The following is a 22131-nucleotide window of genomic DNA, read 5'->3' as shown; positions in this document are numbered from 1 at the left end:
CAGTATCGCCTAGTTGGATACTTTGTATTTCTGCGAGGAAGGAGGCCCTGATGAAACGCGTTCTGATTGCCCTCACGATGGCACTGGTTCCGTTGTGGGCCTACCATGTAGCATTCGCTGCCGGGTTTTTCAAAGTTGGGGAGCCTGCCCCGGCATTTACGCTCACGTCTATCACTGGCGATGTCGTCTCGCTTGAGCAATTGCGCGGGAGGGTCGTGGTCTTGGGCCTGTTTCATATCTGTGACCCCTGCATGATGCAAGGTACGAATTTGCAGAAGGTGTATGAGGCGATGGCTGAGAAAAATATCGCGGTCGTCGGCATCAATTCATCGGGAAACTCGAAGCGAGACGTGGGTGAATTTTTGAGCGCGTTCCCTGTGAAGGTGACGTATCCCTACCTCCTTGATCCAAGTAAGACCACCGATAAGCTTTATGGCGGCGGCAAGTTTATCCCTAACGTGTATGTGATTGACCAGCGAGGAGTAATCAGATGGCAACGTGTCGGGAATATGGAACTGGCCGGTGCCGACGTCATTATTCAAGAAGTTGAAAAATTATTAGCTTCCGCCCCTATGGGGGGCGCAGGGGCGATGTAGTGGGGAGCAGGATTTATGGATGAATGGGGTGAAGGCAAGCAGAAGTTTCTTGAAGTCGTGAAGGGGCTTGATCCCTCCGTGGCTGTGGTGATTCCGACAAAGCCGACGAACAGTATGTTCCTTATTTCTTTGACCAAAGGTTCAAATCGGAAGTTTATCACTGTGTCGGAAGACGATATTATCGATCTCCCGGTTGAAGCCGGCATATGCGCGAAAGTTACGAAGACTTTGCAAGATGCGATGGTCGCTTTGTAGTTTGCCGGGGGGAAGGACGCACAAGTGAAACAGGTTCTGCCAGGGATTTGGCAATGGTCGTGGTTTTCCGAGGAGAAGCAGATTGATTTCAACGGGTTGTTTCTCAACGTGGGCGAGCATCGCGTATTGATCGATCCGCCGCTTCTGACGGCCGAGGCGAGTACGCTGATTCGGCGGCAAGGAGGCGTGGACTATATTATCGTTACGAATCGGGATCACCTGCGCGAGGCTGCTACCTATCAGGCTGAATTCCGCTGTCAGGTACAGGTACCTGAAGCTGATCTGGCTCAGATGGACATCAAGCCGTCCAAGACGTTTAAAGATGGTGAGTTGCTACCAGGAGGGATTTGGGTCGTACAGCTCAAAGATCAAAAATCCCCAGGTGAGTCAGCCCTATTTATTCAGCAGGGAAAAGGGGTATTGATTGTCGGTGACGCGCTGATTGGTAAGCCACCGGGCGCACTGAGTCTCCTGCCTTCCGAGAAATACAAAGACCCGCAGGCGGCTAAAGAGGGGCTCCGGCGCTTGTTAAAATATAATTTTGACTCGATTCTCGTGGGCGATGGAGCCAGCATCATATTCGGAGCCAAGCAGGCAGTGGAGCAGGTTCTCCAGGGATAAAGACCGATGCCTCTCCGCAACGGGCTCTCAGAAGAGCTAAACCGTCAAGGGAACGAACACTTTGCCCGTGGGCATTACACGGATGCCTATGCCTGTTATGCCAAAGCCTTGGAGTGCGACCGTTTGACCGGCGACCATCGTGCGTTGAGCGCCACGTTGGGCAACCTGGGCAATATTTGCGCCGTCAGTGGGCGTCGGGAGTCAGCACAGAGTTATTACCAGGAAGTACTTGAGTTACAAAAAGTATTAGGCGACGAGAAGGGTATCGGAACGACTCTGGCCAATTTGGGGAATCTGCGTGCAGACGCTGGAGAGTGGGATCGAGCACGAGCCTACTACCTCGAGGCTCTCGACATTATGACTCGAGTGCATGATGAACTGGGCAAGGCCGTGTTGTTTTCCGACCTCGGCCTGGTCGCACGAGAAACCGGGCAGTGTGAAGAGGCATTGCGCTTCTACGAACAGTCGTTGGTGCTCATGCGGCGTTTGAGCAATCAGGGTGGTGTGGCGGATGCCTGGCGAATGATGGGGCGAACGTTCGCCATTCAGAAGCGCTACGAAGATGCCATCGCCTGCTGCCAAACTAGCCAATCGATCGCGGAGCGCAGCCACGATGAATTACGGGTGGGTGGCGCACGGTATGTGCTGGTTCAATGTTATGAGGATCTGGGGCAACTAGAGATTGCTGCTGAGTTAATGGAGCACGTCGTACGGATGGATCGTAAATACAACCTGCCTAAGTTGGGCGAGAACGTGACTCGACTGGAGTGTCTTCGTGCCCGCCTGAAATCCGAAGGCCCCATCTCTCAACCGAGGCGGTCACAGGCATGAATGCTTCGTCAAGCAAAGGTTGGGAGGACATTCGGGCTAGACTGCGTGAGACCATTCCCCAATTTTACGAGTTGGAATCTGGCGGTGCACTGGCCCTGGATTTGGGGGACGACGGGTGGCTAGTGGAGGTAAAAGCAAACGGCCAATTCCTCTGCCAGCACGGGATCGCCATGGATGACGTCAAAAGTTTGATGTGTGATGGCACGACCGAAGATCTTGGCACCGATGAAGTCGCGAAGCAGGCCAAGTATTTTTTGGGTCCGGCGGTATCCAAGAAGCGTCCGGCTCTTCTCAAGGCAGGATTCGCAGAGCAGACAGAGATGAATGACGAATACGTTGCGATTACTTTCCTCAAGCTGCTCGATTTTCAGCGATTTGATGAGGTTCTTGCCACTGTACGTTGGTGCCAGACGCTGTTTAAGTCATCGCATTAGTGCGAGCCGAAGCGGTCAGGCTATCTGTGAGCATTTCCCCCATTACCAGTCTTGAAGCGTTTCGTGCCGCACTTGGCGCGTACCGCTTCCCACGAGTCATCCTGACGGCCCTCGAGCTCAAACTCTTCACCGTCATGGGCCGGAAGACGTGGTCTATCCCCAAACTGGCTTTGGCCCTCAGCGTGAGCACTCGCGGATTGGAGATTCTGTGTCGAAATCTCGCGGCCGGCGGACTCCTGGAAAAACGTGGCGGAGCCTATCGCGCGACTTCGTTTGGGGCAACAGTATTAAACGCGGCCCATCCTCAGTATCGGGGGGCCTATCTTGAGCTGCTCACAAGCCATTGGGAGGATTGGTCCCATCTGACTCAGACTGTACGTAGCGGCCGTCCACTGGATGGGGATGAGCCTGATACTCCGGCTTCCCGACGCCGATTCACCTGGGCCATGCACGATCGCTCCTTCGACGTGGCCTCAAGGATCGCCGCACAGATCGATTTACACAAGGCCAGGACGTTGTTGGATCTCGGGGGAGGGCCTGGTACCTATGCCATGGCCTTTCTCGCCAGGAATCCATATCTCACGGCGACTGTCTGTGATCGTGCGGCAGCGCTGGCGGTGGCCAGGAGGATCGCGAAGAGGCTGAACGCAAGAAAACGACTGTCGTACCTGGCGCTCAATTTTATGAAAGATGTGTTGCCGGGGCAGTACGATGTCGTCTGGTATTCCAACGTGCTGCATATCTATTCCGCAGAAGAAAACCGAGCATTGTTCAGGCGAGTGCATGCGGCCCTCGTCCCCGGTGGCCGCCTTATCATCCAGGATGCATTTCTTCAGGATCCTCAGGGGTTATATCCACAAGAGGTCAGTCTTTTTGCCGTGAGTATGTTGTTGTTTACAGAGCGAGGCAATACCTATTCGCGTCGTGAGACGGTTGAGTGGCTGAGAGAGGCGGGATTTGTGAAAATCAGGCCTATGAGGGCGAAGAAGGGAAGTGAAGATTGGGATGGGGGGCTCTTGGAGGCTGTTCGTTCGGTTGAAAGGTCAGTGCGTAACGCCCGCCGAAGACCATGATGAGGAAATTCAAAAGACTACTTCCTGCCGTGAGAAGGACGATCGTTGTGCGAGGGGCGGTCTGACTGACTTCTTGAACAATGGTGGCCAAATCCAGGGCCAAAGCAATCGTGCTGTACATCACGGCTGCCATTACGATCCAATGTTTTCGGACTATGATGAGTCCGCCTATCAGCAGGGCCGGGACCCCGAACAAAAATCCTAAGAGGACCCCATCACGGATGGTTGCCACTGAAGCAGGAGACTGCAACAGAAAGAGAATGATCTCTAGTGCGGTCAATAAGACGAATAAGACGATTACAGAACGCGGTTCATTGTTCATGATCGCACTATAATCCTAGCCTTCGCCTGCCGCAAGCTACCGTCTTGCGTTCGATGTCCCAAGACAATCTGTTGCTACCGACGTGTTGACTGGAGAGGGCTTCCGATCGACGAACCGACGAAGCGTGGGTTCTCTAATGGCTATGGAGTGACGCTATTGGAGGATGGGGGCAGATTTTTGCCATCTGCTCACTCGAGCCAGGGGAGTTTGGCGCAACGGAATTCCTTCTCGCGACCGATCTGGTTTGCTCCAATCAGGTATCCAATAAGTCTGTTCCCACCGTTCGAGGGGCCAGCTAGACCCGCCGGGTGATTTACCAAGGTTGTGTCACTGGGAGAAAATTCGCCTCTCATCAGGGAGGCACAAGTGATCTTGCAAACACTGTGGGGAAGGACGGTAAGTTCGTTTGTGGACCTAGAACGTTCCGCGGTACCGCGTCCCTCTCACCATAGAGTTTCCAAACGACGGTTATGCATCCTGCTTGCCTCTGCGGTTGCTGCTTGCTTCGCGCTCGGTTCTCCCATCGCTGCATCAGGAGAGATGTCCATCCACCACGTCCGGGGTTCTGCTCCTGTTATTGAACCAGCTGATCCAACTCCTCGCGCCCATGCCGAGGTGCTGGCGGCAGGCTTTGGGTTTCAGGCTGCCGGGGCTTCGGTCATCATGGTTAGGACATACGATGCCTTGACCGGTGTCGTTTTGACTGATGACTCTTTTGATGTGAGTGTCAAAGAGGAAGGCGGTGTTGAGGCGGAAGCAAAGAACGGACGTATCTTTGCCGGGGGAATCGGGGTTGATCCAAGCGGGAATTCCAAATTCATGTTGAGCGTGTATGATGCAGAAAGCGGGAGGTTTCTCTGGGAGGGCCAACTGAATTTGCTCAAAGTCGACGATGAAGGCGTCTCGCAAGTGAAGGCCAGTATTACCTCGATCCGCCCCTCCGTCCTTCAGGTCGCAGGCAGCTCTCCGGCGGCCTTTGACACGATCTTTTCCCTGCGAGCGGTCAATCCTGTCACGGGAAGCCTCGTTTGGCAGGATCAGTTTGCTCCGGGCAGCAGGCGGCGAGGGCGAGCAGAGAGGGTGTCGCTCAGTGCCTCACTCCTGAAGCCGACCAATAATCCCATCGCTCACATTTTTGATCTGATCGTGCGAACGTACGATCAGCGTTCAGGAAGACTACTCTGGGAGGATTCGTTTGAACAACTGGATCAGATCGAGGAGTCAAGCGGGCGGCCGGACACAGATACTCAGCCGCAGAGTATTCCATTCCGCCGTTCCCTTGACGGTTCTGCGGCGACTGCGTTCAAGGCGGTCCTTCGCTAAGCGTTACGATTTTGCCGGAGACACTGTCGCCCCAAGGCTTTCTGCCCATTGCTGCTGGAAGCTCTCGTAGGAAAGCAGCAACCGGTCCTGCATTGCTGCCGCAATCGTTTGCCTGGCCTTGAGGTGGGCGAGAACCTCCTGAATCTTGTGCATGCCGAATCGTTCAATCAGGTAATGGGTGGCGCCGTTGGCTTCGTTGTAGGCCAAGCTCACTTTGTCGGCCGGGAGATTTTCCCAACTCCCCTCAAGCACCGCTAATGGAACCAGATGGTGTTCTCCTTGCGGCATACTCGTGATGTCTTGCCATGGATCACCGGCGAGCTGCATGGCTAATCCTTCGTTCAGCCAAGTGGGAATTGATCCAGCGGTTGCTCCTAATTCTTCCTGAATCAATGCGTGAACGAATTCATGGCGAAGGACTCTCGCGAGCCAGACTCGATCTGTTCCAGCACCCTGGGTGGGAATCTGAATGCGCCCGAGAACGGGATCGAACAGCCCATCTGCCCAATTCGGACTTCCGGTGGCACCTTGAAACTGGTTCTTCGTGTGAAGCACGACTATGATTGGCCTTGATGGGAAGAAGTTGAACTTCTGGCCGATGTCCCGGTACGCTTCCTCAAGAATATCGAGAACGGCCGTCCACGTTTCAGGATCCTCGGTTCCATCATATTTGACGGTGAAGTGGACACTCCTGTGCGTGGAAAACTTCTCCTCCGCCTTTTCTGTCCGGTGGACCTTTGCAGTCACTGTTTTGACGTACGACTGCAATCCAGGGTCTTTCTTCAGTCGATCCTTGGCTTGGGCTAGATGTTTCCCCGCCTCTGAAAGACGATCCTTTTCCTGGAGGAGATCGGCGAGTGCCACATGTGGGAACGGCTCCTCGGGAGTCAGGGCCACGACCTTCTGTAGAAACTCTTCGGTAAGCGCCGGGTCTCGCAGGCCCCAGTAGGCGTGGGCAAGATTGAGATGCGCCACCGGGTTTTGAGGATCGAGGGCGACGGCCTTTTTGAAGGCTTTGACGGACACTTCAGTTCCGCCGGTTTTTTCCTGCAGAATTCCCAGGTTATTCCATAAAATTGCGACATGGCGCTTGGTGGCAGACTCGGTAAGGATCGAGGCGGGCAGTTCTGCGAGTTTTGCCTCTGCTGCGCTGATATTGTATTTCTCCAGTTCCTCATGAATCGCGCCGAGCAGATCGGAGTGTCGAGGGACTGGAATGCTCACAGGATCGATCGTTCGGGATCGCTTGATCTCTCCCAGTGGTGCAACTTGTGGTGGTGCCACCGGGGCCGTGGGGGCCGTTGCGCCATCTTCTGCCACGATTTGTGGCGGCAGGGCTGGAGTGTCGTGGAAATATCGAGGTTTGAGCCATGACTGATAGAAAATGAAGATGGCGATCAGCACAGCTAATGGCCCGAGAATATGCTTGATATTGCGTCGATACATAGGTGTCCTTCCATCAGTCCTACACGAAACCACTCTAGCATTCAGCGGAGGGAGGTCCAAGGAAAGTCGGAAAAGCCGTCGTGCGTCGGTGATCGGCCACCGGCTTGGGGGGTGAGGCAATCGTTGAGCAGTCGAGAAGGCTGTGATACCATCACGCCCCAGGATGCCACGTCCTGATTCTTCCGATGTCCACGACCCCCTCCGAGCATTCCTGCATCGTGTGATTCGGCCCATCGAGTTTGCCTGTCGCGATGCCCATGCCCATCTTCCAAACGTCAAGAACCTTGACCGTTTCGTCTCGGAACAGGTGATCGGCGCACTCGGCGAGCATCTCTATCCTCGACCAATCGAAGTCGAGCTACTTTCGTTACGAAATCTGTTTGTAGACTTCTACGCGCAACTCTCGCCAGCCGAGCAGCGGGAACGTTTGACGCAAGCACTTGCCCTCCTTCGCCGCCTGCAAGACGGGCCACTGCGGACACAGCCGTTGAGAAGCGTCTCCGAGAAGCAGCCGCTCCCTTCGGCTCCCTCGGGTACCGATTCGGCAAGGCACCTGTGGGACCTGCCGATTCAGTTTGTGAAGGGGGTTGGTCCGAAGCGAAGCCTCTTGTTACAGCGATTGGGAATCATCACGGTCGAAGAAGCGTTGTGGACGTTACCCTGGCGGTACGACGATCGCTCGGTCATCACGCCGGTGGCTAAACTGGTTCCCGGCGATACCTCTTGCGTGTGCGGGAAGATCATTCGAGCGAAGATGACCCGTGCGCGGTCGCGTCGCCTGTCGATACTTGACGTGGCGGTTCAGGACGCAACCGGTACGGTACACACCGTGTTTTTTAACCAGCCCTATTTAGAAGAGGTCTTGAGGGAGGGGGTGCGGGTAATGATTGCCGGCCGGGTCGTTGCCGGTCGACAGGGATGGATGGATCTGCGGTTGGAGGCCGCGCAGTTCGAAGTGCTGAGTGGGACGGATGATGAGTTGCTGCATGTTGGGCGGATCGTGCCCATCTATCATGAGACGAAGGGCTGGACGTCTCGCCAGATGCGGATCCTCTTGCACAGCCTCCTGGCTGAGCACGGAGCTCAGTTGGAGGAAGTGCTGCCCCGATCGGTGCGGGCGCGGCATCGATTGCTTCCGATCGGTGAGGCGATACAACAGGTGCATTTTCCGTCACCAAACACCGACCTTGCGGCCCTCGATCATGGTGTGACTGGCGCCCATCGCCGGCTGGCATTTGAAGAGCTCTTTCTCCTGCAGGCTGCGATGGCGCTTCGCCAGCGGGAGTTGAAGGAAGAACCCAAGGCGTTCCGATTCAACCCCCAGGTGGAATCCTTGAGAGAGCTTGCCCGGCTGTTGCCATTCACGCTGACTGCCGCGCAGGAGCGGGTGTGGCGGGAGATCCAGTCGGATATGGTGACGTCCAGGCCGATGAATCGGTTGGTGCAGGGAGACGTCGGGTCGGGAAAGACCGTTGTCGCCCTGCATGCGTTGGTGATGGCGTGCGGCTCAGGTTGTCAGGCGGCGCTCATGGTACCCACGGAAATTCTGGCAGAGCAGCATTACCTGACGCTCAAACCGCTCCTGGAGTCTGTTGGCCTCAACGCGGTGCTGTTAACCAGTAGGGGGACAGCACCGGCCCGCCGCGCCGTGTTGAAGCAGCTTGCATCGGGTGAGGCGCAGGTGGCGATTGGTACCCATGCGTTGATTCAGGAGCGGGTGAAATTTTCCAGCTTGGGGCTCGTGGTCGTCGATGAGCAACATAAGTTTGGCGTGTTGCAGCGTAAGACATTGCTCGATAAGGGGTATCGACCGGATGTGCTGGTCATGACGGCCACGCCGATTCCACGCACATTAGCCATGACGGTCTATGGAGATTTGGATGTGTCGGTGATCGACATGCTGCCCCCTGGTCGCAAGCCGGTGCGCACCATGCTGTATACGGAGGGGCAGCGCCACAAGACCTGGCAACTCGTGAGAGACGAACTCCGAGATGGTCGCCAGGCGTATATCGTGTATCCGTTGGTCGAGGAATCTGAGAAGGTCGATGTGAAAGCTGCGATGCAGGGCGCGGAACAGCTGCAGCGCGAGGTCTTCCCGCAGGCGCGGGTGGGGTTGCTGCATGGCAGAATGTCGGCGACTGACAAGGAGCAGACGATGGCGGCCTTCAAGGCCGGCGCCATCCAGATCCTGGTGGCGACGACCGTGATTGAGGTTGGGGTAGACGTACCCAATGCCACGGTCATGGTCATCGAGCATGCTGAGCGATTCGGGTTGGCACAATTGCATCAGTTACGGGGGCGAGTTGGCCGAGGCGCACATCAGTCCGCGTGCGTCCTGATGGCCTCGTACCTTCCGCGAGAGGCGAGGCCGCGGCTTAACCGTGACGGAAGCCCGGAGGCCGATCGTTCCAACGCGCAGCAGAGGTTGGCCGCTCTCGTTCACTCGCAGGATGGGTTTGTCATCGCCGAAGAGGATCTTCGTATCCGTGGACCGGGTGAGTTTCTGGGGTTGCGCCAGTGGGGCATGCCGGAGTTTCGCGCGGCCAATTTGATACGGGACACACACTTGTTGGAGCTGGCCAGGCAGGAGGCGTCTGCGTTGCTGGAGCAGGATCCTGGGTTGACGCTGCCGCAACACCAGACATTCAAAGCAGCCATGCTGCGTCGTTGGAAAAGCAAGCTTGCATTGGGGGCTGTCAGTTAGACCGCTGACATGCGGCCGACCTGCATAGTGGAGGACCGATGGGACTGCTGCAACGATTGACTCACGATCTTCGCGCCGGATGGGTGACCTTACGGCATGGCACGGCGAAGGCCGCGACACGGGCATTGGAAGAAGGCGAACTACTTCGCTACCGACTGGAACTGCGCAAGGTGGAACAACAGTTGAGCGATCTTCACGCCGATATCGGTGAGCGCACTATTGAGTTGCATGGTCGTGGAGAAGTGGCTGAGCGCATCCTGTCCGACGGCGAGATTACACGTATGATGCAACACGTGCGGACATTGCAGGATGAACATACGAAGCTGCTGCTGGAGATGAATGACATCGCGGTGGATGGAGAGTGAGCACCATCCGATGAATGCCCACCAGACGTCCTCCCCTCGGATTCTAGCCGGCATCGATATCGGAACTTTGACCTGTCGTCTGCTCATTGCCGAACTCGCGCCCTCAGGGACGTTGCGAGAGGTGCGATCTGACCGGCGTATTCTGCGGCTGGGGCAGGGAGTCGATCGGGATCGCATGCTGCGGGGCGACGCCATGGCACGAGTTGCGGAGACGCTGAAAGAATGGTGCACCCTCATGGAGGGGTACCAGGTGGATGCATCGATCGCTGTGGCCACGAGTGCGGTGCGCGATGCCGGAAATCGCGAGGAGTTCGTGCGGCTCATTCACCGGCAGACAGGGCTTGAGATCCAGATTCTCTCCGGAGAAGAGGAAGCGCGACGGACCATCCTCGGGATTCGGTCCGGTCTGCCTGCCGGCGTGAGCGATGTGTTGGCGTTGGACATTGGTGGGGGGAGTACGGAATTTATTCTGGACCGACCAGGTCAGACACCGATGATGCGCTCGGTCGATATCGGCGTGGTTCGCCTGTGCGAGCGCCTGTTGCGCCACGATCCTCCCACCAGCGAGGAAATCCATCAGGCGCGTGAGTGGGTGAGAGCCGAGACGGTGGCGGCAGTGGGAGAGATGACGTTGCCGGTCGGACTCACCTTTGTCGGGACCGCAGGAACGATCACGTCCCTGGCTGCCATGGCACAGCAGTTACCGACCTACGAACCGGCTCGCATTCACAATTATCGACTTGCGCGGACGGTCGTGGAGGAGTTGGAATCGACGCTACTGGCCCGCACGAAGTCTGAACGAGTGGGTTTGCCGGGATTGGAAGCGAATCGAGAGGAGGTCATCGCTGCCGGCGCGATCATCCTACGGACGGTGATGGAGACGGTGAGGATACCGAGCCTTCTCGTCAGCGATCTCGGTCTTCGCGAAGGGGTCTTGCTGGATCTGGCTACTCGATTGGACGAGGATCACACCTAGCCACCTACGTGAGAGATGCTCACTCAACGCGTTCTTTTTCCTGAGGGACCGGCGAAGCGGAGAGGGCTCTCTCTCCCTGTGGAAATTACCGTTGGGAATACCAGCGGAAACCGCCCTTTTGTTCAGTGAAATTGGGCTGTGGGATTCCCCCTGGTTTTTCCAGGAGTAAGACCTTGAAGTCGATGAGGCCGAACCATGCCGGATCGGCGATGTCGTGATAGTGGCAGCCTTGGAGTTTCGGGAGGACGTCGCCCAGCGTCTTCGTGAGCTCAGGTTCGGTGTACGCTCTCACGGCAAAATGTTGTCCGAGTCCCTGGCAAAAGCGCTGAATGGTATAGGCCGCGCCGGTGCACAAGACCTTCGTGTCCGGTTTGATCTGCAGAAATTGTGGCAGCGACAGATACCGCTCCTGAAAACCCAGCCAGCGCACGGCTTGCCGCAGGTGGCTGTATTGCACTTCGTACTCGGTGTGATGTGGAAGTTTGACTGCCGCGGGCCAGCCTTCCTCAATGCCGAATTCCGTCAAGAATGCACGCCCTCCGGGTTTGAGCACGCGCCACACCTCGGCCACGAATCGCATGGGTCCAAGATTGAAAATCACTTCGTCCGGCAGTTCGCTGTCGAGTGGTACGCGTAGTCGCCTGATCCAATCAAGCGCCTCCTGATGCTGGGCCGTTGTCCCGCGTCCTTCCGTGAGCTCCTGGCGGCTGAGTTTGACGGGTGTCATATCCGCCATGTTCTCATTGTCGAGAATGAGGTCGACGGAGTTATCTTTGAACGGCAGACATTCCCCGTTGGCATGGGTGCCGGTGACGGTCCACCCGCCGGACTTGGCTCGTTTCGTTTGGAGTTGCAGGAATGGACGGGTCACATCGAGCGAGATGTATTGGATACCCTGCTTTTCGAACGGCAGCAGTTCCTGGCCCAATTCGCGGGCGACGTAGCCGAGGCCGCCGCCGATTTCCACGATCACTTTCGGTTTTGGTTTGAACCACCCCAGCCGGCGCAATTGCCGCATCAGCAGGCGTCCGTAAGTCGTCCCGCCCAGCGCCTCGCAGGGTTCGCGGAACAGGTGGGAGACGGTGGTTTCAACGAGATCGAAATGGCCGTCCTCGAGGTCACTCTCTTTCAGTTCGTGGACGTGGAAGGCCTCAAGATGTTCCTCTCCTTCGAACTCCTGTTGCCCGGACCAACTTTCCCGGATCTGTTGCAGCAGCAGGTCCCATTTGGCCTTGTGTCGATGACCTCCCGGCGGTTCGGTTCCGAAATAGCAGAGCGAATAATTGGGGATCGACCACCGTTCCAGATGCCAGGCGCCAGGTTGCCCGTCGGGCCCGCAAATTTTGTCGCCGTATTTTTCCAGGAGTGCGCCGACGGTGATATGCCCGTTCATGGACGTGAGCATCTCGATCCCCACCCGGTTGAGACGAACGAGTGGAAAATCGTCGTCCAGGGGCGCCAGCCACCATTCGTCAAAGGCATGCTGGTAGGCGACCAGGTCGGGAATGCGCCAGGCGATGAGGTTGAGGACGTCGCCGCTCAGCGTGAGCGGTTGTTGAATGGCGGCGGCAGCTTTCATCGGAAACGGCAGTCCAGTATAAACGAGCAGCCGCAGCCTACACGAGGCTCACGCCGACCTGCAAGGACCTCGATCGTGTCCGTCTAGGTTTGGGAGGGAAGCATCGGCGAGTCTGTCACGATGATCATACCGCGCATGATGGGGTGGATGCGGCATTGATAAGGGTATCGACCGGGGGGGAGGCTGGGGATCGTATACGTGCCGCCCGGCTCGACCGCACCGGAATCAAAGGCGCACCGCCCGCTCTCCTCAAAACAGCCGTCATGGGTGACCGTGTGATGGGTGGGGGTCGGATTGTCCCAACGGATAGCGCCGCCCGTGGTGACAGTTGCGGCTGCCGGCACGTAGTAGGGTGAGCCGCTGTCCATCAGCACTTGGGTTGCCGGTGGGGTTGCGAACGAAGGCCAAGCCAGCACCATGCCCGTAACCAGGCCAAGGAATGTCACGTGCGAATTCATCGAGTCGTGGCTCCAGTGAATGGGTACACCTTCCATTATACATAGAGACAGCCCTGATGCGGAAGGATTCAACGCGGTGGCGCAGGCGAAGTGGTGATGGGTTGGCCCGGTGGCGAGTAGGATGGAGCCTGCGTCCCATACGGTTGCAAGAACCCGCTTGTTCATGCTAGATGGAGGCCGCTTTACCACCGACGTGCCACGCTGAAGACCTGAGAGGAGGACGTGGAATGGCAAAGAAGATCGTGAAGAAAAAGCGCCCCGCTGCCAAAGCTACACGGCCGAAAAAAACCGTGGCAAAAAAAGCAGTGAAGCCCAAGAAGGCTGCGAAGGCTCGGAAGCCTGCCAAGGCGAAAAAGACAACTCCAGCCAAGAAGGTGGCTGCCGGCAAGGCGTCCAAGAAGCCAGCGAAGAAAAGCGTGAAGGCCAAGGTTGCGGCGAAACCCGTGCGGTCCGGCAAGGTGAAGCCGGCGCCAAAAGCCGCAAAGCCTGCGGCAAAACCAAAGCCCAAGTCCAAGCCGGCAGCTCCAAAAGCGAAAACCCGGATCGAATCTCCGGTCGCGGTTCCGGACACGAAACCGGTGAAGCCCACTGCTCCGGAAGCGGCGCGGCCGGCTAAGGTGGAAGCCGAACCGCAGCAGTTGGACCTTGACGATGAAGAGGACATGGCGGAAGACTTGGATGACGTGTCGGAAGAGATCGAGGAAGAGGAGATGGAAGAAGAACTCGGACTCGATCGTGAAGACGACGACGACGTCGACTATCTGGAAAAATCGGAAGATCTGCTCGACGACGCAGACGAATACCGGAACAATTAGCGTAGGTGACTGTCGTGGCTTGCCGGATTGGGCTCAGGCAACACCTGATGAGCCTGGCGTCTCCCAGCCAGTGAAGGCTTCGCGGAATCTACCAGATGGCTGACCGTTCTTAACGTCCTCCATCGCTGCGCGGTTGGTGTTGATGATCTGGCCGAGCCACGGCGCGTCGCTGCTCTCAACCCTTCTTGTTTCTGATACCTTGCATGAGCCACTTTCTATTTATCGCCGGGGCGTTGCGCGAACGAAGCTCTCCGGACAGTGCCGAGCTTCAGCTCGGAGCCGGAATCTGGGGGCTCTGCACCGCCCTAATTCGCGACAATCTGCATAAGTTCCTGACGCCGGAGTCTCGCGGATTGGTGTATGTCCTCAAGGAGGGCATCCGTGCGGAATTCGCCATCATGTCGCCGGTCCAACCATTCCAAGCGCTGGACGATCTACTCAAGGACGAAGTCAGGACGGAGGCTCGCTATGGGTTTGTGCGAGTGACGCCGGTGCGACGGTGGCAGGCTCACGCGCCGGAATGTCAGGCGCTGCTTCAGCAGGTGCTCGCCATTGAAGAGCAGTCAGAACTGTCCCGACGGCTCAGTCTCGGCATGCATCGGCTGACGGATGTGGAATATCGGGCGATTGTCGATGGGTTGGGATCCGGGCAGTGACCGGGGCCTGACACATGTCCCTAGGGTGACTCGAGCGTGCCTCCGGTCATGAGATGGTAGGCTTCCTCGACCGTGCTGACTTCTTTGACCTCAACATTGAGTTCCCACGCCAGCCGGGTGAGGTTCCAACGCGGATCGTCGTGTTGGCCTTGAGGAATCAGGATGGTGCGATAGCCCTCGCGGGCTGCGGCTCGGATTTTATCGGGAATGCCTCCTACCGGACCGATCGAGCCATCCTTCGAGATGGTGCCCGTGAGCGCAATGCCGCGCCGGATCCGATCCCCTTTGAGCAGTGCGGCGAATCCCACCGTCATGACGCCTCCAGCGCTTGGTCCGTCAGTGCCGGTTGCGGCATACGCGATACCGACGACACTGACGGTGCCTGTATGGTCAATGGTCGGCGTATGCTCGACGGCATATTGAAAGGCGGTGATCATGGAGCCAAGATTCGTCGGTCCTTGTTCGATATTGCCGCCTTGCCACTGCAGCATAATTGGGGAAGGGGACGGTTGGTGATCCCAGCGTAGCAAGAGTACTTCGAAGACGCCGAGGTTGTTGGCGTGGATCGCAGCCAACATCGGCACTTCGACCACAGACTCTGCGGATGCCCAGGGAACGCTCGTGACCATCGAAGAAAAGCAGAGGATACATGGCCAGAGCAGGCGTAATGGTGGGTGCGTGCAGCGGCGAGCATTGGTGGTGACCATATGAGCGTGAGTCTAGCAAAGCGTGGGATGGTGTAAAGTGCGAGCACAGTTTCTTGCCGGCTGGTTCGGGCGTAGTCAGACCGATGTATCGTTGAAGGCCCGCAGTCGGTCGTGCCGACGTTCTGTCTGGGTGCTGAGCGTGGTGTTAGGGATCTGGTTGTTTCCGGTTTTGGCCCAGGCGGATTGCAAGGTTGAGACGGAAGGAACTACTGCCGCCACGGTGTTTACTCTGCATTTGAGCAAAACCTGCACAGAGGCGGAACGGGAAGCGCGTGCCGTTTCCGCGAAAGATCTGATGCAGGCGCTTGCAGCCGGGAAGGGCGTCGATCTATCGGGTGTAGTGATTCAGGGGGACCTGCTTCTTGATGAGTTGCCGGCACAGAAGGTCGCGGCGGTGAAGGGCCTGTCGTTGGAGGATCGTCGCCTCCTCGAAGGGCTGAACGATGAGGAGGTGCATGTCATTCGAGGCCCCTTCGTTATTCAGCATTCTCGGGTCAAGGGGCGGCTCGTCAACCGGCTCAAGCAGGGGTTTCTGCTGATCACCGGACCGGTGGTGTTGATTCATAGCGGGTTCTCCGGTGCCGTGGATCTGTCGAGAACAATATTTCTCGGCTTGGTGGATGGATCACACGCCAAATTCGAACAGGAAAGCTATTTTGTCCAGGATCGGTTCACGCAGGGCGCCATGTTTTCAGATACCCGATTTGGCCCCCATGCCCGATACCATCGCTCGATGTTTACCGGGCCGGCTATTTTTCGCGGCGCTGACTTTCCCGGTCTGACCGAATTCTTGGAAGTAGTCTTTGAACAGGATGCCAATTTTTCCCGCGCCGCGTTTCACATGGGGACCGGGTTCTCGGGTGCCCAGTGCCGGGCCAAGTGCGATTTCTCATCGACGCAGTTTGACCGGGAGGCGTTTTTTCTTTTTGCTCGGTTCGACCGTACTGTGACGTTTGCCTCGGCACGGTTTCAGGCCCAAACCGACTTTTCCGATGCGTCGTTTAAGGAAGCCGATGATCTGGCCCAGGCGACGTTCGTGCGCACCCCGGTGCTCACCAGAACCACCAGGGTGACGCCGGCCGTGCCAGGCCGTCCGGAGGCCGCTCCATTCTCTCAGGTTGGCACGGTTGCCTTGTTTGTCGCCGCTCTTGGACTGCTCATCTACGTCCTCAAGGCAAAGTGAGTGGGGAGAACCCCCAATATATAGTTTTGGCCTTGCCCCATTCCCCCATAAATTGGTATAAGATTGAAAATTTGTCCAAGGGAGCGACTGGTACCTGATGGACCAACCTGAACTGCCCTACCAAGTCAAGATCGAGAAGTTCGAAGGTCCGCTCGATCTCCTCTTGCACCTCATCAAAAAGAACGAAATCAACATCTACGATATTCCGATCGCGCTGATCGCTCAGCAGTATTTGGACTATTTGTCGGTGATGAAGGAGTTAAACCTTGCCGTCGCGGGAGAATTCCTGGTGATGGCGGCAACGCTGTTACACATTAAATCCCGCATGCTGTTGCCGGTGGACGAAGTTGCGGTGGATGAAGAAGATGGACCGGATCCTCGTGAGGAACTCGTCCGGCGATTGCTCGAATACAAGCAGTTCAAAGAAGCAGCGTCGCAATTGGATTATAAGGAGCGTCTCTGGCGGGATACGTTTGGTCGCGAGCCCGGTCCTCTGGTGGAAGTGACAAAAGATGAAAGCCTGCTCGATGAGATTTCACTGTTTGATCTAGTCGATGCGCTCCAGGGGGTGCTGTCGCGCCATCCGGGAAAACGTTTGGTCGAAATTATCCCGGATAATTTGACCGTCCGTACCCGCATGAGCGCTATTATCGAAGCGCTCGAAGTGCAGGATTCCATGCCGTTCACGGCGCTGTTCGACGCGTCGAGCCATCGGTTGGTCGTGATCGTCACGTTCCTGGCATTGCTGGAATTGATTCGCATTAAAGTCGTGCGCGTGTTTCAAACAGAGACCTTTGGAACGATTCTGGTTTCTCGTGCGTTTACGGCGGTGGCGGAAGGCGACCTTGTGGAGGAGTCTGAATGGAAGAACCCGTAAGTCTCAGCACCGAGGACGACATCGTGCAGTCTGCCGAAGCGCCGGAAGTGATTGCGGAGTCGGCCCTACCGACTGTCGACCAGGGCATGGACACGGCGCTTGATGCGTCCGCACCGGCCGAGCTGTCGGTTCCGACGGAAGTGTCCGCACCGGCGTCCGATCCTGCCTTGTCAGACGTCCGGGCGTTGAAGGGCATTCTGGAAGCCCTCTTGTTTGTGACCGCTGAGCCCATTCCCCTGACGCGATTGTTGGCGTTGTTGGGTGCTGTGACGAAACAAGAGGTGGAGCAGGCATTGGTGAGCCTTGGGCATGACTATGAGCAAGAGGGGCGAGGGCTTCAACTGGCCGAGGTCGCCGGAGGCTATCGCATCGTGACCAAAGCAGAGTTTGCTCCATGGCTCAAGCGGCTGGAGAAGGTGAAGGCTCCCTCGAAACTGTCTCGCTCCGCCTTGGAGTCTCTTGCGATCATCGCCTACAAGCAACCAATTGTCCGTGCGGAGGTCGAGCAAATTCGTGGTGTTGAGACCTCTGGTGTGATCCGGACGTTGTTGGAGCGCAAGCTCGTGCGCATCGTGGGTCGTAAGGAAGAGCCCGGACGGCCGATCATGTATGGCACGACCAAGACGTTCTTAGAGCATTTTGGTCTGCGGGATCTTTCGCAATTGCCCCCGCTCCGAGAGTTTAAGGAATTAGGCGAGTCGGAGCAGGCCATGTTGCCTATCGAGGAGTCCGAATCCTTGGGAGGGGACACTGTTATCCAGGCGACAGAAGTGCCGGAAGAGGCCGTCGCTGCAGTAGTAGCAGAGTCGCTCGAGGGGATTGAGATGAACGGTTACGGCGGGGCGGTGCCGGAAGATTCTCCCTTGACACCGGAGAGTGAAGCGCAGAATGACTTGATGGTTGCCGAGGTGGCCGAAGAGTCCTGACAACGCTCTCTCTGTGGTTCAACTCAGTCGCGATTGATTGAGTGCTGACAGGCGAAAGGCCTTCGGGTGGTCCAGCGGATCTGGCTGGCTCCCGAAGGCCTTTCCATTGTTGCGAAAGGCAGGCTACCGGCAGCCGATCGGAATGAAGCCTGCGCCGAAAATCCGTGAGAGCGCCAGATAGCGGGCATTGTCGTAGAAGGAGTAACTTGGCGCATACCAGTTTTGGGCGGTTGGGTTGCCGCCGTAAGACGGATCTGTTCCGAAGATGTGTCCCCCGCGGGTGTTTTGGTTCAGATGAAGCCATTCCGCGTACATGCTGCAGACTTCAGTCTGCACCGACCCGTTGCCGGCGTTTGCCGCATACCAGTCGCGTCCCGAATCGGGAATCTGCGAGAAGTTTCGTAAGGCTCCGATAGGGGTGTCGTACGCGAAGTCATTGGTTGCGGGGGACTGCTGAGAGGGGAAATTGCCGATGGAAGGCGGGAGCGGTAGATGCGGCAACGAAGGTACGACGGAGAGCGCCTGCAGGGCTTTCGGTTGGCAATTGGGGCGTTCTTTGTTGGTATAGAGCACCGTGCCTTCGGGGCCGGGGCATTCCCACATATCGACCGCCGCGGACTCAAATGCATGGACGTCGAGTTGGAGAGGGAGACTCATGGTGAGAGTCGCGAGCATCAGCCGTAATGACCACATGGTAGACCTCCGATTGGTTCGCCTTGCTCTAATGACGTGCGCCTAGTGTGACCGTCTGGAGTGCAGAGCCTATGATATTGGAAAGAAATGCGTCCATCCAGCTTAGGGGGTATGGAAGCCTACTGCCAAACCCTCGTGCTGGAGTGCCCGCATGACCGGCCCGCGAGCCTTGGTTCAGTGCGTGAAAACGGTCTTGGCACATGCCGCTCTTGCCTTGACTCCCTTCTTTTCGCTTTGTTAGACTCGCCGATCTAAGTTATTGAAACATCCGCCAATCTTCACCAATCTCGTATCACGAGGAACACCATGATCAAGGCTTGGCTGCTCGACGAAATGTTTCGGTTTGACCGACGGTATCTTGCCGTAGAAGGAAGTCAGAGCGAGTGGGGCGCCGGGGACTCCGTAGCCGAGGAGGATGAATTGCCTCCTGCGCCGACCGGGGTCGCTGCCAAAGCCGGAAATGGCCGGGTGATGATTACCTGGGATGCTGTGCCGGATGCGATGTATTACAACTTGTATTTCATGACCACCAAAGGCGTGCAGATCAAGTTTTCCGAACTTACACGCCCCATCGCCAGCGCAGAGGATTTTAAGACCGTCATCGGTGTGACAAAGGAAAAAGGAACCTGCATCGAAGGCGCTCAGTCTCCCTTCATGCATGACGATTTGGCGAACGGCACCTGTTATCACTATGTCGTCACGGTGGTGACTCAAAAAGGCGAAAGCCCTGAGTCGCAAGAGGTCATGGCGATTCCGGCGCCGTATCTGATTGCCAAGGTGATCGGTCAAGAAGGTGTCGATGACGGTGAGTTGAGTTCTCCGACTGGCATTGCGGTGGATAAGGACGGAAATATCTACGTGGCCGATACGGACAACCACTCCATCCAGAAATTCGATAAGGACGGAACGTTTATCGGGCGCTGGGGTGGAGAGGCGGGCAGCGCAGAGGGAAGCTACTATTACCCTCGCGGACTGACCACGAATAGCGACGGGCAGGTCTATGTCGCCGACACCGGCAACAATCGTGTGCAACGTCTCGATGTTGACGGCAATCCGATGAAAACCTGGGGGAAATTCGGGTTTGCCTGGCGCGGGGCCGATATGAATAAATTCGACGCGCCGTGGGGCGTGACAACCGACCAGGAAGGTAACATCTACGTCACGGACACCAACAATGCGCGGATTCAAAAGTTTAAAGGCGATGGCACCCCGTTGTTGAAGTGGGGGCGAGACGGGAGCTTCGACGGTGCATTTTTCTTTCCCCGCGGTGTGGCCGTCGATTTCGTCGGAAATACGTACGTTGCGGATGAAGGGAACAACCGGATCCAGAAGTTCGATACGCGCGGCAGCTTTTTGACCAAGTGGGGTCGCGAAGGTAGCGGTCCTGGGCAGTTCAAGGCTCCCTGGGGAGTGACGTGTGACGCCTTAGGAAATGTGTATGTCGTGGATCAGGGGAACCACCGCATCCAAAAGTTTGATGGGAACGGTACGTTCCTGTGCTCGTGGGGAAATCGCGGCAAAACCGAAGGGCAGCTCAACTTTCCCTCCGGCGTAGCGGTCGACAAGGAAGGCGCAGTGTACGTCGTCGATAGCGGCAATCATCGCGTCATTAAGTATGTGCCGACCGATGAAGAACTGAATCGTGGAAAGGAAGAACGCGAACGGGCGCAGCTGGTCAGCGAGTATCCCGCTCCGGGGAATCTCGCCATCAAGCCGGGCGATACGGAAACCTTCTTGAGCTGGCTGGATGTGCCGAAGGCGGTTTCCTATAACCTCTACTTCCATACCTCGCCGAATGTGACGCAGGAGGGCGGGACGAAGATTGAGGGCGTGACCAGCCCTTACAATCACAGCGGCCTCACCAACGACCAGGCGTATTTCTATGCCCTGACGGCGGTCTATGAGGACGGTACCGAAAGCACATTGTCGGAAGAAGTGTCGGCGACGCCGGTCCTGATCGACATTACGGCGCCCCAAACGCCCTATGCCGTGGTCAATCATGGGGCATTCATGACGAATTCGCCGGAAGTCGTGGTGACGATTTCCGCTACAGACCTCGATACCGGGGTTGCGGCCTATTACATTTCTGAAAATCCGATGACCCCAATGGCAGGAACCCCTGGCTGGGTTGAGGTTCCGCCGGCCATTAAGTTTGGCGCGACGATCCCCTTTATTCTTTCTCCGGCGGACGGACAGAAAACCGTCATTGTCTGGTTTAAGGATCTCGGCAACAACATCTCGACGCCGGCCAGCGCCAGCATTCTCGTCAATACGTCCGGGTACCTCTGCGTGTCGAAATGGGGTAAGCCGGGTCGCGGCGCATCCTTGTTGCACGGCGGCGAATTCATGGCGCCGATGTATGGACTGGCCATCGATCAGCAAGGGTCTATTTTTGTCGTCGACAATGGAAACAACCGTATTCAAAAGTTCGATCGTAACGGGAATTTCATTATTCTCTGGGGAAATTTCGGCGCCGCCAATGCGAACTTCCACAATCCGACCGGCATTGCCTGCGACGCCAAAGGCGATGTCTACGTGGTCGATACGAACAATCACCGCGTGCAGAAATTCGACGGCAAATTGGGCGGCTACCTCATGAAGTTCGGTTCGCGAGGAAACGGCGAAGGCCAGTTCAATGCGCCGTGGGGCATCGCCATCGACCGGGTGCGTGGGTACATCTACGTTGTTGATAGCGCCAATTTCCGCGTGCAGAAATTCGACATGAGCGGAGAGTTCATCATGTCGTGGGGGAGCTTCGGAAATGGCGATGGCCAGTTCTACTTCCCGCGTGGAATTGCCGTCGATCAGGCAGACGGCACCGTCTACGTCGTGGATATGGGCAATCACCGCGTCCAGAAATTCGATACGAGCACCAACGTGTTGCCGCAGTTGCTGACCAAATGGGGCGGCAGCTCCGAGGCCGGCCACGCCAGCAGCCCGTTGGCGCAGGAGGCCGGGCAATTGCGGTCACCCTGGGGCATTGCCGTCGATGGGCAGGGCGACGTGTACGTCACCGACACCGGCAATCATCGCCTCGAGAAATTTGATCGCGAAGGCAACTTCATCGCCCAGTGGGGTGGATTTGGCGGCGGGGACGGGCAGTTCAACTTCCCGTATGGCATTGTCGTCGACCCGCGAGGCAGTGTCTTTGCGGTCGACAGCGGCAATACTAGAGTGCAGCAATTCATGCCGGCCGAGGAAGGCAGCGAGCGGTTGCAGGAAGAAGCGGATGCCGCAGCAGAGCTGGGGCAGATGGATACTACCACGAAGGTCTAACGGGAACGGGCAAGA

Annotated in this window: 21 protein-coding genes; 16 read left to right on the top strand and 5 right to left on the bottom strand. The window is 57.1% G+C overall.

Going from position 1 to position 22131, the window contains the following annotated elements:
• Positions 1-50 precede the first annotated feature (50 nt).
• From JNL86_01355 to JNL86_01325, 7 genes are all read left to right on the top strand, one after another.
• Entirely contained in the window at positions 51-596 is a 546-nt protein-coding gene (locus tag JNL86_01355) for a TlpA family protein disulfide reductase (protein MBL8041549.1), read from the top strand.
• A 15-nt stretch (positions 597-611) separates the two neighbouring features.
• Positions 612-851, top strand: coding sequence for a hypothetical protein (locus JNL86_01350; GenBank protein ID MBL8041548.1), 240 nt, complete (start codon positions 612-614; stop codon positions 849-851).
• A gap of 24 nt (positions 852-875) precedes the next feature.
• Complete coding sequence (locus JNL86_01345) at positions 876-1472, top strand: hypothetical protein (GenBank protein MBL8041547.1); 597 nt, start codon at positions 876-878, stop codon at positions 1470-1472.
• A 6-nt stretch (positions 1473-1478) separates the two neighbouring features.
• Positions 1479-2303 (top strand): tetratricopeptide repeat protein, encoded by an 825-nt coding sequence (locus tag JNL86_01340; protein MBL8041546.1) that lies wholly within the window; start codon positions 1479-1481, stop codon positions 2301-2303.
• On the top strand, positions 2300-2737 hold the full coding sequence (locus tag JNL86_01335; GenBank protein ID MBL8041545.1) for a hypothetical protein: 438 nt from the start codon (positions 2300-2302) through the stop codon (positions 2735-2737). Before JNL86_01340 ends, JNL86_01335 begins: the two co-directional genes overlap by 4 nt.
• 26 nt (positions 2738-2763) lie before the next feature.
• Entirely contained in the window at positions 2764-3810 is a 1047-nt protein-coding gene (locus JNL86_01330) for a methyltransferase (protein ID MBL8041544.1), read from the top strand.
• An 862-nt stretch (positions 3811-4672) separates the two neighbouring features.
• On the top strand, positions 4673-5455 hold the full coding sequence (locus JNL86_01325) for a PQQ-binding-like beta-propeller repeat protein (GenBank protein MBL8041543.1): 783 nt from the start codon (positions 4673-4675) through the stop codon (positions 5453-5455).
• A 3-nt stretch (positions 5456-5458) separates the two neighbouring features.
• Here the strand turns inward: JNL86_01325 and JNL86_01320 are convergent, their stop codons facing one another.
• A complete protein-coding gene (locus JNL86_01320; protein ID MBL8041542.1) occupies positions 5459-6901 on the bottom strand; it encodes a tetratricopeptide repeat protein in 1443 nt (480 codons plus the stop codon).
• A 220-nt stretch (positions 6902-7121) separates the two neighbouring features.
• On the opposite strand from JNL86_01320, the gene recG reads away from it, so the two are divergent.
• The 3 genes from recG to JNL86_01305 are packed head-to-tail and all read left to right on the top strand — an operon-like array spanning position 7122 to position 10946.
• Positions 7122-9605: an ATP-dependent DNA helicase RecG gene (gene recG, locus JNL86_01315; GenBank protein ID MBL8041541.1), complete on the top strand. Its 2484-nt coding sequence runs from the start codon at positions 7122-7124 to the stop codon at positions 9603-9605.
• A 38-nt stretch (positions 9606-9643) separates the two neighbouring features.
• A complete protein-coding gene (locus tag JNL86_01310; GenBank protein MBL8041540.1) occupies positions 9644-9970 on the top strand; it encodes a hypothetical protein in 327 nt (108 codons plus the stop codon).
• Complete coding sequence (locus tag JNL86_01305; protein MBL8041539.1) at positions 9945-10946, top strand: Ppx/GppA family phosphatase; 1002 nt, start codon at positions 9945-9947, stop codon at positions 10944-10946. The genes JNL86_01310 and JNL86_01305 overlap by 26 nt, the downstream gene beginning before the upstream one ends.
• A gap of 85 nt (positions 10947-11031) precedes the next feature.
• Here JNL86_01305 and JNL86_01300 read toward each other — a convergent pair whose 3' ends face one another.
• The gene (locus JNL86_01300; protein ID MBL8041538.1) at positions 11032-12525 is read right to left on the bottom strand and encodes a class I SAM-dependent methyltransferase; all 1494 of its coding nucleotides are present in this window, start codon (positions 12523-12525) and stop codon (positions 11032-11034) included.
• An 83-nt stretch (positions 12526-12608) separates the two neighbouring features.
• On the bottom strand, positions 12609-12983 hold the full coding sequence (locus tag JNL86_01295; GenBank protein MBL8041537.1) for a hypothetical protein: 375 nt from the start codon (positions 12981-12983) through the stop codon (positions 12609-12611).
• A gap of 227 nt (positions 12984-13210) precedes the next feature.
• Here JNL86_01295 and JNL86_01290 point away from each other — a divergent pair, with 227 nt between their 5' ends.
• Both JNL86_01290 and JNL86_01285 read left to right on the top strand, forming a co-directional pair.
• The gene (locus tag JNL86_01290) at positions 13211-13798 is read left to right on the top strand and encodes a hypothetical protein (GenBank protein ID MBL8041536.1); all 588 of its coding nucleotides are present in this window, start codon (positions 13211-13213) and stop codon (positions 13796-13798) included.
• A gap of 203 nt (positions 13799-14001) precedes the next feature.
• A complete protein-coding gene (locus JNL86_01285) occupies positions 14002-14454 on the top strand; it encodes a hypothetical protein (protein ID MBL8041535.1) in 453 nt (150 codons plus the stop codon).
• Positions 14455-14474: 20 nt separating this feature from the next.
• On the opposite strand, the gene JNL86_01280 is transcribed toward JNL86_01285, so the two are convergent.
• Entirely contained in the window at positions 14475-15083 is a 609-nt protein-coding gene (locus JNL86_01280; protein MBL8041534.1) for a hypothetical protein, read from the bottom strand.
• 115 nt (positions 15084-15198) lie between these two features.
• Here JNL86_01280 and JNL86_01275 point away from each other — a divergent pair, with 115 nt between their 5' ends.
• From JNL86_01275 to scpB, 3 genes are all read left to right on the top strand, one after another.
• Positions 15199-16344 (top strand): pentapeptide repeat-containing protein, encoded by a 1146-nt coding sequence (locus JNL86_01275; GenBank protein ID MBL8041533.1) that lies wholly within the window; start codon positions 15199-15201, stop codon positions 16342-16344.
• Between the two features lie 97 nt (positions 16345-16441).
• Positions 16442-17221 carry a segregation/condensation protein A gene (locus JNL86_01270; GenBank protein ID MBL8041532.1) on the top strand — a complete coding sequence of 260 codons (780 nt, stop codon included), beginning with the start codon at positions 16442-16444 and terminating at the stop codon, positions 17219-17221.
• Complete coding sequence (gene scpB, locus JNL86_01265; GenBank protein MBL8041531.1) at positions 17206-18147, top strand: SMC-Scp complex subunit ScpB; 942 nt, start codon at positions 17206-17208, stop codon at positions 18145-18147. Before JNL86_01270 ends, scpB begins: the two co-directional genes overlap by 16 nt.
• Before the next feature lie 123 nt (positions 18148-18270).
• Here scpB and JNL86_01260 read toward each other — a convergent pair whose 3' ends face one another.
• On the bottom strand, positions 18271-18840 hold the full coding sequence (locus JNL86_01260; protein MBL8041530.1) for a hypothetical protein: 570 nt from the start codon (positions 18838-18840) through the stop codon (positions 18271-18273).
• Between the two features lie 306 nt (positions 18841-19146).
• On the opposite strand from JNL86_01260, the gene JNL86_01255 reads away from it, so the two are divergent.
• Positions 19147-22116: an SMP-30/gluconolactonase/LRE family protein gene (locus JNL86_01255; protein ID MBL8041529.1), complete on the top strand. Its 2970-nt coding sequence runs from the start codon at positions 19147-19149 to the stop codon at positions 22114-22116.
• Positions 22117-22131: the final 15 nt, after the last annotated feature.

It is taken from the genome of Nitrospira sp. (genome assembly GCA_016788885.1).
Classification (GTDB): Bacteria; Nitrospirota; Nitrospiria; order Nitrospirales; family Nitrospiraceae; genus Nitrospira_A.
The sequence above is the reverse complement of the archived record's forward strand: the minus strand, read 5'-3'. Positions and strand labels throughout refer to the sequence as shown.

Excerpts from the sequence above, each read along its gene's own strand:
- JNL86_01355 (MBL8041549.1), top strand. The coding sequence starts at position 51 with ATGAAACGCGTTCTGATTGCCCTCACGATGGCACTGGTTCCGTTGTGG.
- JNL86_01350 (MBL8041548.1), top strand. The coding sequence starts at position 612 with ATGGATGAATGGGGTGAAGGCAAGCAGAAGTTTCTTGAAGTCGTGAAG.
- JNL86_01340 (MBL8041546.1), top strand. The coding sequence starts at position 1,479 with ATGCCTCTCCGCAACGGGCTCTCAGAAGAGCTAAACCGTCAAGGGAAC.
- JNL86_01335 (MBL8041545.1), top strand. The coding sequence starts at position 2,300 with ATGAATGCTTCGTCAAGCAAAGGTTGGGAGGACATTCGGGCTAGACTG.
- JNL86_01325 (MBL8041543.1), top strand. The coding sequence starts at position 4,673 with ATGTCCATCCACCACGTCCGGGGTTCTGCTCCTGTTATTGAACCAGCT.
- JNL86_01320 (MBL8041542.1), bottom strand. The coding sequence starts at position 6,901 with ATGTATCGACGCAATATCAAGCATATTCTCGGGCCATTAGCTGTGCTG.
- JNL86_01310 (MBL8041540.1), top strand. The coding sequence starts at position 9,644 with ATGGGACTGCTGCAACGATTGACTCACGATCTTCGCGCCGGATGGGTG.
- JNL86_01305 (MBL8041539.1), top strand. The coding sequence starts at position 9,945 with ATGACATCGCGGTGGATGGAGAGTGAGCACCATCCGATGAATGCCCAC.
- JNL86_01300 (MBL8041538.1), bottom strand. The coding sequence starts at position 12,525 with ATGAAAGCTGCCGCCGCCATTCAACAACCGCTCACGCTGAGCGGCGAC.
- JNL86_01295 (MBL8041537.1), bottom strand. The coding sequence starts at position 12,983 with ATGAATTCGCACGTGACATTCCTTGGCCTGGTTACGGGCATGGTGCTG.
- JNL86_01290 (MBL8041536.1), top strand. The coding sequence starts at position 13,211 with ATGGCAAAGAAGATCGTGAAGAAAAAGCGCCCCGCTGCCAAAGCTACA.
- JNL86_01285 (MBL8041535.1), top strand. The coding sequence starts at position 14,002 with ATGAGCCACTTTCTATTTATCGCCGGGGCGTTGCGCGAACGAAGCTCT.
- JNL86_01280 (MBL8041534.1), bottom strand. The coding sequence starts at position 15,083 with ATGGTCACGAGCGTTCCCTGGGCATCCGCAGAGTCTGTGGTCGAAGTG.
- JNL86_01270 (MBL8041532.1), top strand. The coding sequence starts at position 16,442 with ATGGACCAACCTGAACTGCCCTACCAAGTCAAGATCGAGAAGTTCGAA.
- scpB (MBL8041531.1), top strand. The coding sequence starts at position 17,206 with ATGGAAGAACCCGTAAGTCTCAGCACCGAGGACGACATCGTGCAGTCT.
- JNL86_01260 (MBL8041530.1), bottom strand. The coding sequence starts at position 18,840 with ATGTGGTCATTACGGCTGATGCTCGCGACTCTCACCATGAGTCTCCCT.
- JNL86_01255 (MBL8041529.1), top strand. The coding sequence starts at position 19,147 with ATGATCAAGGCTTGGCTGCTCGACGAAATGTTTCGGTTTGACCGACGG.